The following is a 12,445-nucleotide window of genomic DNA, read 5'->3' as shown; positions in this document are numbered from 1 at the left end:
TAGGACACCGCCGAACACACTGTAAGAGAAGCCCCCCAACCAGTCATGGTTGGGGGGCTTTCTCATACCCAAAACACCCCCCCCGAAGGCACCTTCGCCGGCACCCCCGACTTCGAGCGAACGGTACCTTCGTCGCCTCAGATCGACCGAACGTACCGTTCACACGATCAGGGCAGGCCACTGGCGGCACCGTCGCGGCCGGCGCACCACCCCGCCCGACGTCGAGCGAACGGTACCTTCGTCGCCTCAGATCGACCGAACGTACCGTTCACTCGATCACTGAAAAGCCTGCGCCCACCGCAAGTCTCGTCAGTCGAACCTCAATCGCGCCACCAACCTGCCACGGAACCCGTCGAGCGTGGCTAGGCTCGGACGAGGTGACCCGTGTGATCGGGCCCACCTCACCTGTGCACGCGTGATGACTACGGAGGCTTCGATGACCGATATTCTCGACCGCACCAAAATCTATATTGATGGCGCCTGGATCGAATCCACTGGCAGCGGTCGGATCGACGTTCTCAATCCGGCTACCGAAGAGCTGATAGGAACTGTCGCCGAAGGCACTGTCGAAGATGTCGACGCGGCCGCGAAGGCAGCACGAAAGGCGTTCCCCACGTGGTCTGCACTATCCGGCGGCGAGCGCGCCGAATATCTTTCCAAGGCTGCGGCGATAATTGCCGAACGCACCGATGATCTTGCGGCGCTCGTTTCGCAGGATATGGGAATGCCGATCGGATTCGCGAAGCCCGTACAAATCGGAATGCCGCTCGCGAATTTGAATGCATTTGCCGAATTGGCTCGCACTTATGATTTCGACGCTCACGAGGTCGGGAATTCGCTGATTGTTCGCGAACCTGCGGGTGTTGTCGGCGCCATCACTCCTTGGAACTTCCCGCTCCACCAGGTTGTCTTGAAGGTTGGTGGAGCACTTGCCGCGGGCTGCACTGTGGTGCTCAAGCCCACCGAGGTTGCGCCACTCATCACGTACGCTCTCGCTGACATCTTCGACGAAATTGGTTTGCCTGCAGGTGTATTCAACCTGGTGAGTGGTTACGGCCCGGTAGTGGGTGAAGCCATCGCCGGCCATCCTGAAGTCGACATGGTCTCCTTCACCGGGTCGACTCGGGCCGGCAAGCGAGTGGCCATCGTTGCCGCGGACACCATCAAGAAGGTGTCGCTCGAGCTGGGCGGCAAGTCGGCGAATGTCATTCTCGACGACGCCGATCTCGAAAAGGCTGTCACGGATGGCGTCGCAAAGTGCTTCATCAATTCGGGCCAGACCTGTTCGGCGCTTACGCGTATGTTGGTCCCCGCGGAGAAGGTGGATGAGGCAGCGGCAATCGCTGCTGCGGTAGCCGCTCATTTCCCGGTAGGTGATCCGACTCAGCCGACTTCGGTGCTTGGTCCTCTGGTGAACGCGAATCAGCTGGGACGCGTTCGCGGATACATCGAGAAGGGCGTGTCGGAAGGTGCCACCGCGGTTGTCGACGGACGCGAAACCGGTCTGGCCAGTGGATATTTCGTCGGGCCGACGGTGTTCGCGAACGTGACCGAAGATATGACCATTGCGCGCGAGGAGATCTTCGGACCGGTCCTCTCGATCATGGGCTACAAAGACGAGGCCGACGCAGTGCGGATTGCCAACGGCACCGAGTACGGCCTGGCCGGTGGCGTTTGGTCAGGTGACCCCGATCGCGCGGATCGCGTCGCGCGGCAACTGCGGGCCGGGCAGGTCGAGGTGAACGGCGGAGCATTCAACACGAATGCTCCGTTCGGTGGGTACAAGCAGTCCGGCGTAGGACGCGAGGCGGGCACGTTCGGGCTCGAAGAGTTCCTCGAGATCAAGGCGATTCAGCGATAGTTTTGTTCGAGAATGGCGATGCTCCCGCACCAAGTGCGGGAGCATCGCCATTTCTGTGCCCGGATCAGGACTTGGCGGCATCCAAATGCTGAGCCGAGATGTTCGCCAGGTGTGTCAGGTCCGAGGCCACGGTCGCGAACGTGTAGCCCTCCCCAAGCCGTTGTGCCGCAACCTGACCGGAGGGGGTGTGGATTCCCGCGGCCACTCCGCTGAGGGCGGCAGCTTCGCGCACCCGGGTAAGCGCTGCTTCGAATTCCTCGGACACATCCGGATCGTTGGAGTGCTTGCCGCCGACGGCGATTCGTAGGTCGGACGGCCCGACGTACACGCCGTCCAATCCGGGCACTGCGCAGATATCTTCGACGTTCGCCAGACCCTGTGGAGTCTCGATCATCGCAAAAACAACGGTGTCGCGGTTCGCGTCGGCGGGAACGGGGCCGATACGGAGTTGCGAGCGCATGGGCCCGTAGGAGCGGATGCCGAACGGCGGATACTTGGCGGCTGCCACGGCGGCCGCAGCCTCTTCGGCGTTGTTGATCAGGGGAACTATGACGCCGACGGCGCCTGCGTCGAGTGCACGGCCGATGGGCGTCGGATTGTTTGCCTCGACGCGCACCATCCCGACGGTGGACGGTGACGAGTCGATTGCGGTGAGGCCGGCGACCATCCCCGAATAGCCGATCAAACCGTGCTGCATGTCGAGGGCGATGTAGTCCCAGCCGACGTGTGCGATCCACTCCGTCGAGATCGGGCTGTCGATGACGGACCAGTATCCGAGAATGCGTTCGCGTCCTCGGATACGTGCGGCGAATTCCTGTGCTGACATAGTGAAGAAACTCTTCCTGATGAAGGTCGGGTGTTTCAGCGGTTGTAGTTGGGCATGGGGCCTCGTAGGGCGGCACCGACGAGATCACACTCTTCGACGGTCGAGGCGTCGAGTGGGCCTCGCCCGATGGCCGCGATATTGGATTCGAGGTGGGCGACTTTGGATCCTCCGAGGAGCAGCGATCCGGTCGCGGGCTTGCTGACCAGCCAGCGCAACGCAAGCTCGGTCAGGGAGATGCTCGACTGCTCCGCGATCGTCGTCAGTTGTGCAATGGCGTCGAATATCTGTGTGTTCCAGTACCGTTCCTTGTACATCGATGCAAGACGGGAGTCGCCGAATCGGCCGTCGGAGGGACTTTCCTCGAAGGTGTGGCGCCCAGTGAGCAGGCCCCCACCGAGTGGGTTGTAGACCATGGTGGTCAGTCCGGCCACGTCCGCGAATTCGGCGTATTCTTCTTCGATGCGACGGGCGAGCAAGTTGTAGAGCTGTTGTGCGACGATCGGTCGCGGCGCACCGACTGTGTCTGCGGTGTAGTTGATTTCGCTGATCTGCCACGCTGCGAAGTTGGATACGCCGAGTGTGCGGATCTTGCCCTCGGCAACCAGTTCCGCGACGGTCGTGAGAGTCTCGGTCAGCGTGACGGTTCGGTCCGGCTGATGGAGATAGAACAGGTCGACGTAGTCCGTGTCGAGTCTGCGCAGGCTTCCTTCGATGCTTGCCCGGAGCCCCTTTGCCGAGAGTGGGCTGTTGTCACCGGCATCGGGATGCGGCATTCCCGCCTTAGTGGCGAGAGAGATGGAATCGCGTCGGCCCTGGAGGAGCTTTGCGAGCATGCGCTCGGACTCGCCGCCCGCATAGCCGTTGGCCGTGTCGATGTGAGAGATACCGGCGTCGAGTGCGGCGTCGAGCATCGCGCCCGCGCCCGCAGCATCGACGGTGTCCCCGAAAGTCATGGTGCCCAGCACCATTTTCGGAAGCTCGAGTGGGGCGGTCATCAGGCAACTCCTCGTGGTTCGATCTGCTTGGCCAGCAAGTTTTTGGACAGTGTGGCCACTGCGTGGCGTGGTTTGATCCCCACCATCGTTGTGGGGTCGAGGGCCGCACCACGTAGTGCGCGTGTGTACGGCTCGCGGGGGCTGGCGAGAACTGCTTCTGTGGAACCGGATTCGACGATGGTTCCCTTCGACATCACGACTACGGTCTCGCTGATCTCTCGGACGACGCCCAAGTTGTGTGAGATGAAAACGTACGTCAGACCGGTATCGGCTTGAATTTCGCGTAGGAGCTCGAGTACCTGCGCTTGGACCGACACATCCAGGGCACTCGTGGCTTCGTCGCAGACCAGGATCTCGGGTCCGCTGGCCAGTGCGCGGGCAATTCCGATTCGCTGACGTTGGCCTCCTGAGAACTCCGCCGGACGCCGGTGTAGTGCCGAGCTGGGCAGGCCAACGCGACCGACGAGTTCTGCTGCTGCCTTGGAGCGTTCCGCCTTGCTTCGGACACCCTTGAGTCGCAGTGGTTCTCCGATGATGTCCTCGGCAGTCAGGTGGGGGTCCAGTGATCCGTACGGATCTTGGAACACCATCTGAACGCGGGAGCGGAAGGGGCGCAGCGACTTCTCCGTCATCTGCGCGATGTCGGTGCCGTCGACGAGAATGCGTCCACTGGTCGGTGTGAGGAGTCGGACGATCGATCGAGCGATGGTCGACTTGCCGCATCCGGATTCGCCGACGATGGCCAGGGTCTTGCCTTTTTCCACCGAGAAGCTCACAGCATCCACTGCCCGGAAAACTCCGTCGGGAACCGGATACTCGACAACTAGGTCTTCGACGGCGAGAAGTGGCGTTTCGTGGGGGTTCATGCCGAGGCTCCGATCTGTGTTGAACGGGCGGGGTCGCCGTCCCAAAGCCCCAGGTGCGGTATGGCGTCGAGAAGCTTTTGTGTGTAAGCGCTTTGCGGTGAGTCGACGAGAACGTCGGCGCTGCCGGTCTCGACGAAACGGCCGTCCTTCATCACGTAGATTCGATCGGATACGAGTCGGGCGACTCCGAGGTCGTGGGTGATGACCAGCATTCCGATCCCGGTGCGCTCCTGCAACTCGAGCAACAGATCCAGAATCCCGGCCTGAACGGTGACGTCCAATGCACTGGTGGGTTCATCGGCCACGATCAGTTCGGGGCCGGCAGCAAGCGCGCCGGCGATCAGGACGCGCTGCAACATTCCGCCCGACAGTTGATGCGGGTATTTGTCGAGTTGCTGATCCGGATACGGAATTCGCACCTGCTCGAGCAGTTCCACTGCCCGCTCGATTTGTTGGTTCTTCGCGGTTACACCGCTGTGGCGCACTGCTTCTCGAAGTTGGCTGCCGATGGTGTGGACGGGACTCAGGGCCGTCATCGGGTCCTGGGGGATGAGAGCGATGTGTTTTCCACGAATATCGTTCAAGATCTTCGTGTTTCCGAGAATGTCTTGGCCTTTGAACACGGCTTTCCCGGAAAGAACGGCAAGATCGTCCGGAAGCAGTCCGAGGATTCCCATGGCTGTCGTCGACTTTCCGGAGCCGGATTCACCGATGATGGTGACGGTTTCACCGGCGTCGATGCAGAAGGACACCCCGTCGACGGCTCGGATGACGCCATTTGCCGTGACAAGTTCGATCTGGAGGTCGTCGACCCGTAGTAGATTGCCCATGTCTCACGCCTTTGCTTTCTGGGCGTTGCCACGCCCGAACAGGCTTGCGCCCAGTCGTTTCGATCCTGCAGGTCGATCGCGTAGACCGTCGCCGAGTAGGTTCACTCCGACCACCAGCAGCACGATCATCAGGCCAGTCAGGGTCACGATCCACCATGAGGTGGTGATGTAGTCCTGGCCGTCGGCGATGATTCGTCCCCAGGTAGCGAATGGACGTTGTGGTCCGGCGCCGAGGTAGCTCAACGAGCTTTCCAGCAGTACGGCCTGCGCGAGCAGCAGTAGGACGACGAGCGATGCCTGCTTGACGATGTTCGGAATGACGTGACGAAGCAGGATGGACATACGGGTAAGCCCGAGGACTCGAGCTGCAGCTACGTAAGGCTTTTCGCGTTCGACGAGTACCAATGAGCGAGTCAACCGCGCGACTTCGGGCCACTGCGCTATCGCGATGACAAACGTGATGACGGGAATGGACGGTCCGAACAGCGCAACAACGAGAAGCAGCATCATCAGCAGAGGCAGAGAAAGCTGTGCCTCGAGGAGGCGGGAGATCACGGTGTCGACCCAGCCACCGAAGTACCCCGCGGCGGATCCGGCGACGATACCGATGAGCCCGGAGACGACTACGGCGAGAATACCGATCGTCAGAGACACCTGGCCGCCGTGCAGGATCCGTGAGAGGAGATCTCGTCCCAACTGATCGGTGCCGAACAGATGACCGTCGGTGAGAGGCGGTAGCCGTCGACTGCTCAGGTTGGTCTGGTTCGGATCTGCGAGGGGGAGTAGTCCCGCCAATGCAACGGGAAGAATCACCAGGAGCGCGCAGATCGAGCCGGCCCAGATCTTGACTCGGCTGTCTCGCTTACGGCGCGTGGCTCCGGCGCGTGCGAAGTCTGCCTCGGTGACCGCGCTGGCGCGCGGGGTGGTGGGAGGTTCCAAGACGGTAGTCATCAGTTGGCGCCCTTTCCGAGTCGCACGCGTGGATCCAGGAGGGGGTAGAGGAGGTCCACTGCCAGTTGCACAAGCACGGCGAGAACCGCAGTGACAAGTACGGTGGCCTGGATGAGCGGGTAGTCGCGAGTCTCGAGTGCGCGGACCACCAGCGAGCCGACACCAGGCCAGGCGAACACGACCTCGACCACTACGACGCCGTTCAGCATTCCGGCGAATCTGGTGCCCAGCGCGGTGACGATGGGAATTGCCGAGTTACGCATCGCATATCGCCAGGTGAGTTCGCGTTCGGATACTCCGCGAGAGCGTGCGACAGTGATGTAGGGAGAAGCGAAGGCCGAGACCATTTCGCGTCGGACCATTCGGGAGATCAGCGCGATCTGAAGGATGGCGATAGTGACGGTAGGCAGGATCAACGACGGCCACGTGGTGAAACCGGCTGCGGGGAGCACCGGGATCAGGACCGCGAAAATCGTCACCAGCATCAGACCGCTCCAGAACTACGGCATGGACTGCCCGCCGACGGCCACGACGTTTGCACCGAGTTCGCGTCGGGTGTCCGCGTGACGGGCCATCCACACGCCCAACGGAATCGAGAGCACGGCGGTCAGCAGGATGGAGCTGACGGCCAGGGTGATCGTGTACGGGAGTCGGCCGAGGACAACGTCCATGGCCGGCGCCTGGAACGAGTACGAGGTGCCGAGATTCAGATGCACGAGGTCCCACAGGTAGATCAGGTATTGAGAGAACACCGACTTGTCCAAGCCCATGTCCGCACGGATTTGTGCTAGATCCTCCGTGCTGGCCAGCGGTCCGGCCAAGGCGTAGGCAGGATCGCCGGGAGCCATTCGGATGAGGACGAACACTGTTGTGAGCGTAAGGAAGATCGTCAAGGCGCTCTGTGCCAAGCGTTTGAGCACGTATTTGACGGTCGGGTTGATCCTTGTGCGCCGACGCGGAGAGATTCCGAGGGCGGTTTGCGGCTTCGGAGCGGTGAGAGTCATCGCCTCAGGCCTCCAATCGGACGGCGCCGAGGTCGTAGGAGTTGATCGGGGTCAGTGAAACATTTTGTACACGAGTGCGTTTCGCAAGGAGTGCGTTGGGTACGAAGCTCCACAGGCAAGGCCAGGTGTCCCAGATGTCCTGCTGTGCGGCGTCGAGTAGAGCGGCGCGCTTGGTCGGGTCTGGTTCACTGGATGCGGCTTGGATCTTCGCGGTGATTTCGGGGAAGACGTACCCGTGATAGGTGTCGCGAGTTGCTTCCTTCTCCGCTGTGCCGGCGTACATGCCCTGCAACGTGGTCAGTGCAAGTCCGGTCTGGTTGCCGTAGCCGTTGCCCAGCACATCCCAGTCCCCGGTCTTGCCCTGGCGCCAGGACGAGATGTCACCGCCCGGTTCGAACTGCTGGAGTTTGACGCGCACTCCCACTGCCTTCATCATTTCGAGTACCGATTCCATCACCGAGACGTCGTTGGTGAACTCTCCGGTTTCCCAGATGAAGGTGAGTTCGAGGTCGTCGGCGCCTTCGGCCGCGAGCATTTGTCGCGCTTTTCGTGGATCATATTGGTAAGTACCGGTTTTCACGGCCCCGTCCAAGGTCGACGGTGCGGGACCGGTGGCCGGGACCGCGGATCCGATCAGCACGTCCCGAGCGAGCGATTCACCGTCGATGGCGTACGTGAGGGCTTCGCGAACGCGCGGATTGGACAGTGGGTGATCGGCGGGCTTGCGGAAGTTGAAGAACAGTTGGTTGATGCGCGTGCTCGGCACGGTGTCGACCTGGACTCCAGGGAGGTCCGCGAGTTGTTCTGCGGAGTCCGGGCTGATCGAGTCGATGACGTCGACCTCGCCGCTCCGAAGCGCGACGACGCGGCCGGCCTCTTCGGGAATGAAGCGGACCTGAACACGACGAAGGCCCGGGGCAGGGCCCCAGTAGTTGTCATTGGCAACAAGTGTGTAATCGCCGGTGCCCCGGTTCGATTCGCTGACGACGAACGGTCCCGACCCGATTCCGCTCTGCAGTTCGTTGGGTTCGTTGGCAGCGGCCGGGGTGATCAAGATGTTGGACATGAGCGAGTCCAGAACCGGCACCGGGGAATTCGTCCGAAGGATGAAGGTGCGATCGTCGATGGGGACGACCGTCGGCCACTCGGGGAACTGCGGTGCGACAAAGGATCCGCTGACCTGCTGGTACATCTGCATTGCCGTCGTGACGTCGTCGATCAGCACAGGTGTGCCGTCGGAGTAACGGATGCCCTCGCGGAGTCGAACCGTCCACTCGGTCGGTCCGGTCGATTCGAACCTGTCGGCAAGAACGAGTTGCGGTGTCAGATTGTCGCCGATCCGGGTGAGACCTTGTCTGACGCCTCGCTGAGCCGTGACTGCAGCGTCGAATTGATTGAGTTTGTTGTCGAGGCTGACGAGCGAACGGTTGAGCCCGAGCACCAGGGTGTCCTGTGTCGGCTTCCCGGTAGGGCCGGCGCACGCGGTTGTCGTGCCCAGAAGCGTTGCGCCACCGATCAGCCCGGTGAACTGCAGAAAGGACCGCGGGAGAGCTGTGGTGTTCGCAAACGAGTATTGGTCATCGGTGACCTTTCGATCCTGGCGGGGCAGCGTGGGGGCGACGCTCCGAGCGGACTGTTGGTGAACAATCGCATCGGGCTCTCGCTTGTAACTCAGCTCACAATGGCACTGTTGCGCACTTCGCGCAAGTCCCGTAACTTCAATTGCGTACTTCGCGCATCGGTTGCGATGCTGTGCGTACTCGATTCAGACCGAAAGGGGGTCGAGGAATTCGATGAAACCACTGGTAATCATCGCTGACGATCTTTCCGGAGCCGCGGAGTCGGCCGCAGGATTTCTGCTCCGCAGTTCGGGCATATCGCTTCGACTCGGTCCGGGTGCACCCGACGGATCAGGAGTGACGGTTTTCGATCTGCACTCACGGCGGTCCGACCCTGCCGAAGCCTCTCGTGACGTGAGATCAGTACTGCAATCGTCCGACGGCTCCGAGATCGTCAAGAAGATCGATTCTCTGCTCAGGGGCAACATAGCGGCGGAGGTTGGAGAACTCTCCCGCGACGGATCCCCGGTCATTGTCGCAGCCGGATTGCCCAGGCAAGGGCGCACGGTGAGAGACGGCGTGGTGTTGGTCGATGGGGTTGCGTTGCACTCCACGGACCTGTGGCGCGCGGAGTCGACGCCGGCGCCTCGGTCGATTGCAGAGGCGCTCGGACCGTCGGCAATCACTTCTGGCGTATCGCTGGACGACATTCGCTCCGGGCGTTTGAATCAGGTTCTTGCGTCGATCTCGGAAGCCGGGTCGGTGGCGATCTGCGACGTCGAGACCGACAGTGATCTGGAACTGATTGTGGCTGCAGGACAGGATGTTCGGGGATCTCGATTGGTAGGAACATCGGCGCTCGCAACGGAAGTGGCACGACGACGCACAATGCAGTCGCCCGCCGCATGCCCATCTCTTCGTGATTCTCGATCTACGTTGGTGGTTGTGGGGACGGCGGATGCGTCTGCCGGAGACCAAGTGGCATTGCTTCGGGATTCAGGTGCGCACCATATCGAAGTGAACAGTGCTGAACTCCTGGCACATTCGGTCGATCCGCTTCCGATTCTGAACGCACTGGATCGCGGAAACGTCGTGGTTTCGGTAAGTGGACCTGTCGTGCCTGCAGAATCCGTCCATCTCGTTTCGGCTCTCGCCGATCTGATCGCTGCCGTCGATGCAGGGTTCTCCCACGGCGAGTATCCGATCGACTTGGTTCTCACCGGTGGTGAAACCGCACGCAGCGTTCTCGACCGCCTCCGGATCGACACTCTTTCACCGATTTACGAAATTGAACACGGCGCCGTACTTTCCGTCGATCGCACCGGACGGTACATCGTCACGCGGCCAGGCAGTTTCGGGAATGCGCACAGTCTCTTCTCCATAACGAAGTTTCTTGCGCACCCCACCCCGGTCGCCGCTCCGGACAGTCCACCTTCAGTGACTCCTTCAGACAACGAGGTCAATCCCATGTCAATCGAATCCACTCCACTGCCGCTGATCGCTGTCACGATGGGCGACGGCGCCGGCGTCGGACCGGAAGTGATCGTCCCCGCACTCCTCGACGACGAAACGAGAAAGCGTTGCCGCCCGGTCGTTGTCGGCGACGCGAAGCGTTTGCGATTGGCTGCCGCGGTGCTCGGAATCGACGTCGACGTGGTCGCGATCGAGCAGATCGCGGATGCTGAATTCATCGATGGACGGATCAACGTCATCGACCTGGACTTGCTACCCGAGGATCTCGCCTGGGGGGAACTGTCGGCAGCCGCGGGAGATGCGGCTTATCAATATATCCGCGTCGCAAGCGAACTCGCTGTGCGCGGCGAAGTCCAGTCGATCTGCACGGCGCCGCTGAACAAGGAAGCGCTGCATGCGGCAGGACACATCTACCCCGGACACACGGAATTGCTTGCGCACCTGACCGGTACCGAGGAGGTGTCGATGATGTTGTCGACGCCCAAGCTCAAGGTGATTCACGTGACCACTCACATCGGACTGCTCGACGCAGTTGCCAGGATCGAGCCCGGCCTGGTCGAGCGGACTATTCGTCGAGGTCACGAAGCTTTGGTGCGGACGGGTAATCCGTCTCCGAAAATCGGCGTGTGCGGGATCAACCCGCATGCAGGGGAGAACGGGCTTTTCGGGTACGGAGAGGAGGAGCAGAAGATAATTCCCGCCGTTGAACTCTTGAAGGCAGAAGGAATCGACGTCCACGGTCCGCTGCCGGCGGACACGGCATTCTTCCTCGCTGGACGTGGGGACTACGACTTGATCGTTGCGATGTACCACGATCAGGGGCACGGCCCGGTCAAGGTTCTCGGGATCGAGGCCGGCGTCAACATCACCGTTGGTTTGCCTGTCATCCGTACCTCCGTCGATCACGGAACCGCTTTCGATATTGCAGGTAAGGGCATCGCCGAGGCCGGTAGTATGGTCGAAGCGCTTCGGCAGGCGGCCGAATTGGCAACCAGCACATTCGTTTCCAAGTAAGCATCAGGGTTGTAGGGGGAGGAGCGATGGCGATCCGGGAGTCGGAGGCGAGGCGGTCGGAGATTGCGAGGCTCGCTCGCACCAGCGGTCTGGCCAGTGTCGAGGATCTGTCTGCCCAATTCGGCGTGACCGCATCCACGATCCGTCGCGACCTGAGTCAGTTGACTGCTCAGGGTCTGATCGCGCGTACCTATGGCGGGGCAATTGCCATCAATCCCCATCCGGAATCGTCTCTGCGTCAGCGGGCGATGGAGGGATTCGACGCTAAACGGAGGATTGCAGAGTGGGCTGCCGAACAGGTCCGGCCCGGAGAAACTGTGCTCCTTGATGCAGGTACCACTGTCGGGGCGATGGGGGAGTTCTTACGTCACGTGACGAATTTGACGGTGATCGCTGCAGGGCTGACAGCGCTCGAGGCGTTAGCCGACGCTGATGGTGTTCGAGTCGAATGTCTCGGCGGGACGCTGAGACAGCTCAGTCAAGGATTCGTCGGGCCACTGGCGGAAGCGTCGCTGCAGCGGGTGTCGTTTGACAAGGCGTTCCTCGGTGCCGACGCAGTTACCGCTGACCTGGGCATTTGTGAAGCTGAGCTCGATCAGACCCGGCTCAAGGAAATGATGATCGAACGTGCCGGCGAGGTCTACATACTCGCGCACTCCGCCAAGCTTGGTGAACGTCCTTTCCACGCGTGGGCACCGATACCGCCCGGGGCGGTGCTGGTTACCGATGCTGCAGTAGGCGCAAAGCAAGTCGCATTGTTCGAGGATGCGGGTATCCAAGTTCAAGTGGTGTGAGGTCCCGCTGCGTGCGGATCCGGCCACGGTGTCCGGCGTCACATGATGTCCGAATTGACGAAATCCGGGTGAAGCGGACGATCTTGCTGGGGAAATGGCTACCTCCGAGTCTCTGACCTGTGGATTTGTCAAAGACTTCAGCAGACGCGTAACTTATTCCAAGTCAGAGCGACACGGACACCGACTCCCGCCTTCACGGCGAGTGACACGAGGTTGTACGAAGTGCCTGACCAAATTTCGAAGTAGTTTCCATCGTGTATGGTTGTGCTTCA

The 12,445-nt window shown here is 61.2% G+C and carries 11 protein-coding genes; 3 read left to right on the top strand and 8 right to left on the bottom strand.

Annotation, left to right across the window (positions count from 1 at the left end):
• The first annotated feature begins 436 nt into the window (after nucleotides 1-436).
• Entirely contained in the window at nucleotides 437-1,861 is a 1,425-nt protein-coding gene (locus tag V3587_RS30350; RefSeq protein WP_283377692.1) for an aldehyde dehydrogenase family protein, read from the top strand.
• Between the two features lie 64 nt (nucleotides 1,862-1,925).
• Here V3587_RS30350 and V3587_RS30345 read toward each other — a convergent pair whose 3' ends face one another.
• The 8 genes from V3587_RS30345 to V3587_RS30310 are packed head-to-tail and all read right to left on the bottom strand — an operon-like array spanning nucleotide 1,926 to nucleotide 8,774.
• Nucleotides 1,926-2,687 carry an HpcH/HpaI aldolase family protein gene (locus tag V3587_RS30345; RefSeq protein ID WP_283377693.1) on the bottom strand — a complete coding sequence of 254 codons (762 nt, stop codon included), beginning with the start codon at nucleotides 2,685-2,687 and terminating at the stop codon, nucleotides 1,926-1,928.
• A 35-nt stretch (nucleotides 2,688-2,722) separates the two neighbouring features.
• Nucleotides 2,723-3,682 (bottom strand): aldo/keto reductase, encoded by a 960-nt coding sequence (locus V3587_RS30340; RefSeq protein WP_283377694.1) that lies wholly within the window; start codon nucleotides 3,680-3,682, stop codon nucleotides 2,723-2,725.
• Entirely contained in the window at nucleotides 3,682-4,548 is an 867-nt protein-coding gene (locus V3587_RS30335) for an ATP-binding cassette domain-containing protein (RefSeq protein WP_283377695.1), read from the bottom strand. Before V3587_RS30335 ends, V3587_RS30340 begins: the two co-directional genes overlap by 1 nt.
• Nucleotides 4,545-5,378, bottom strand: a complete 834-nt coding sequence (locus tag V3587_RS30330; RefSeq protein WP_283377696.1) for an ABC transporter ATP-binding protein — start codon at nucleotides 5,376-5,378, stop codon at nucleotides 4,545-4,547. The genes V3587_RS30335 and V3587_RS30330 overlap by 4 nt, the downstream gene beginning before the upstream one ends.
• A 3-nt stretch (nucleotides 5,379-5,381) precedes the next feature.
• Nucleotides 5,382-6,329: an ABC transporter permease gene (locus V3587_RS30325; protein WP_095973714.1), complete on the bottom strand. Its 948-nt coding sequence runs from the start codon at nucleotides 6,327-6,329 to the stop codon at nucleotides 5,382-5,384.
• Complete coding sequence (locus tag V3587_RS30320; RefSeq protein WP_225320240.1) at nucleotides 6,329-6,814, bottom strand: ABC transporter permease; 486 nt, start codon at nucleotides 6,812-6,814, stop codon at nucleotides 6,329-6,331. The genes V3587_RS30325 and V3587_RS30320 overlap by 1 nt, the downstream gene beginning before the upstream one ends.
• A 15-nt stretch (nucleotides 6,815-6,829) precedes the next feature.
• Complete coding sequence (locus V3587_RS30315) at nucleotides 6,830-7,333, bottom strand: ABC transporter permease (RefSeq protein ID WP_283377697.1); 504 nt, start codon at nucleotides 7,331-7,333, stop codon at nucleotides 6,830-6,832.
• A gap of 4 nt (nucleotides 7,334-7,337) precedes the next feature.
• Nucleotides 7,338-8,774, bottom strand: a complete 1,437-nt coding sequence (locus V3587_RS30310) for an ABC transporter substrate-binding protein (RefSeq protein ID WP_283377698.1) — start codon at nucleotides 8,772-8,774, stop codon at nucleotides 7,338-7,340.
• Between the two features lie 352 nt (nucleotides 8,775-9,126).
• On the opposite strand from V3587_RS30310, the gene pdxA reads away from it, so the two are divergent.
• Both pdxA and V3587_RS30300 read left to right on the top strand, forming a co-directional pair.
• Nucleotides 9,127-11,379, top strand: coding sequence for a 4-hydroxythreonine-4-phosphate dehydrogenase PdxA (pdxA, locus tag V3587_RS30305; RefSeq protein ID WP_283377699.1), 2,253 nt, complete (start codon nucleotides 9,127-9,129; stop codon nucleotides 11,377-11,379).
• Between the two features lie 26 nt (nucleotides 11,380-11,405).
• Nucleotides 11,406-12,173 (top strand): DeoR/GlpR family DNA-binding transcription regulator, encoded by a 768-nt coding sequence (locus V3587_RS30300; protein WP_283377700.1) that lies wholly within the window; start codon nucleotides 11,406-11,408, stop codon nucleotides 12,171-12,173.
• The last annotated feature ends 272 nt before the right edge of the window (nucleotides 12,174-12,445 follow it).

Source organism: Rhodococcus sp. IEGM 1306 (assembly GCF_036541985.1).
In the GTDB taxonomy this organism is placed as follows: domain Bacteria; phylum Actinomycetota; class Actinomycetes; order Mycobacteriales; family Mycobacteriaceae; genus Rhodococcus_F; species Rhodococcus_F qingshengii.
The sequence above is the reverse complement of the archived record's forward strand: the minus strand, read 5'-3'. Positions and strand labels throughout refer to the sequence as shown.

What these genes read in the sequence shown, in the direction of transcription:
- V3587_RS30325 (WP_095973714.1), bottom strand. Translation starts at nt 6,329, where the DNA reads ATGACTACCGTCTTGGAACCTCCCACCACCCCGCGCGCCAGCGCGGTC.
- V3587_RS30335 (WP_283377695.1), bottom strand. Translation starts at nt 4,548, where the DNA reads ATGAACCCCCACGAAACGCCACTTCTCGCCGTCGAAGACCTAGTTGTC.
- V3587_RS30320 (WP_225320240.1), bottom strand. Translation starts at nt 6,814, where the DNA reads ATGCTGGTGACGATTTTCGCGGTCCTGATCCCGGTGCTCCCCGCAGCC.
- V3587_RS30340 (WP_283377694.1), bottom strand. Translation starts at nt 3,682, where the DNA reads ATGACCGCCCCACTCGAGCTTCCGAAAATGGTGCTGGGCACCATGACT.
- V3587_RS30350 (WP_283377692.1), top strand. Translation starts at nt 437, where the DNA reads ATGACCGATATTCTCGACCGCACCAAAATCTATATTGATGGCGCCTGG.
- V3587_RS30300 (WP_283377700.1), top strand. Translation starts at nt 11,406, where the DNA reads ATGGCGATCCGGGAGTCGGAGGCGAGGCGGTCGGAGATTGCGAGGCTC.
- V3587_RS30330 (WP_283377696.1), bottom strand. Translation starts at nt 5,378, where the DNA reads ATGGGCAATCTACTACGGGTCGACGACCTCCAGATCGAACTTGTCACG.
- V3587_RS30345 (WP_283377693.1), bottom strand. Translation starts at nt 2,687, where the DNA reads ATGTCAGCACAGGAATTCGCCGCACGTATCCGAGGACGCGAACGCATT.
- pdxA (WP_283377699.1), top strand. Translation starts at nt 9,127, where the DNA reads ATGAAACCACTGGTAATCATCGCTGACGATCTTTCCGGAGCCGCGGAG.
- V3587_RS30315 (WP_283377697.1), bottom strand. Translation starts at nt 7,333, where the DNA reads ATGACTCTCACCGCTCCGAAGCCGCAAACCGCCCTCGGAATCTCTCCG.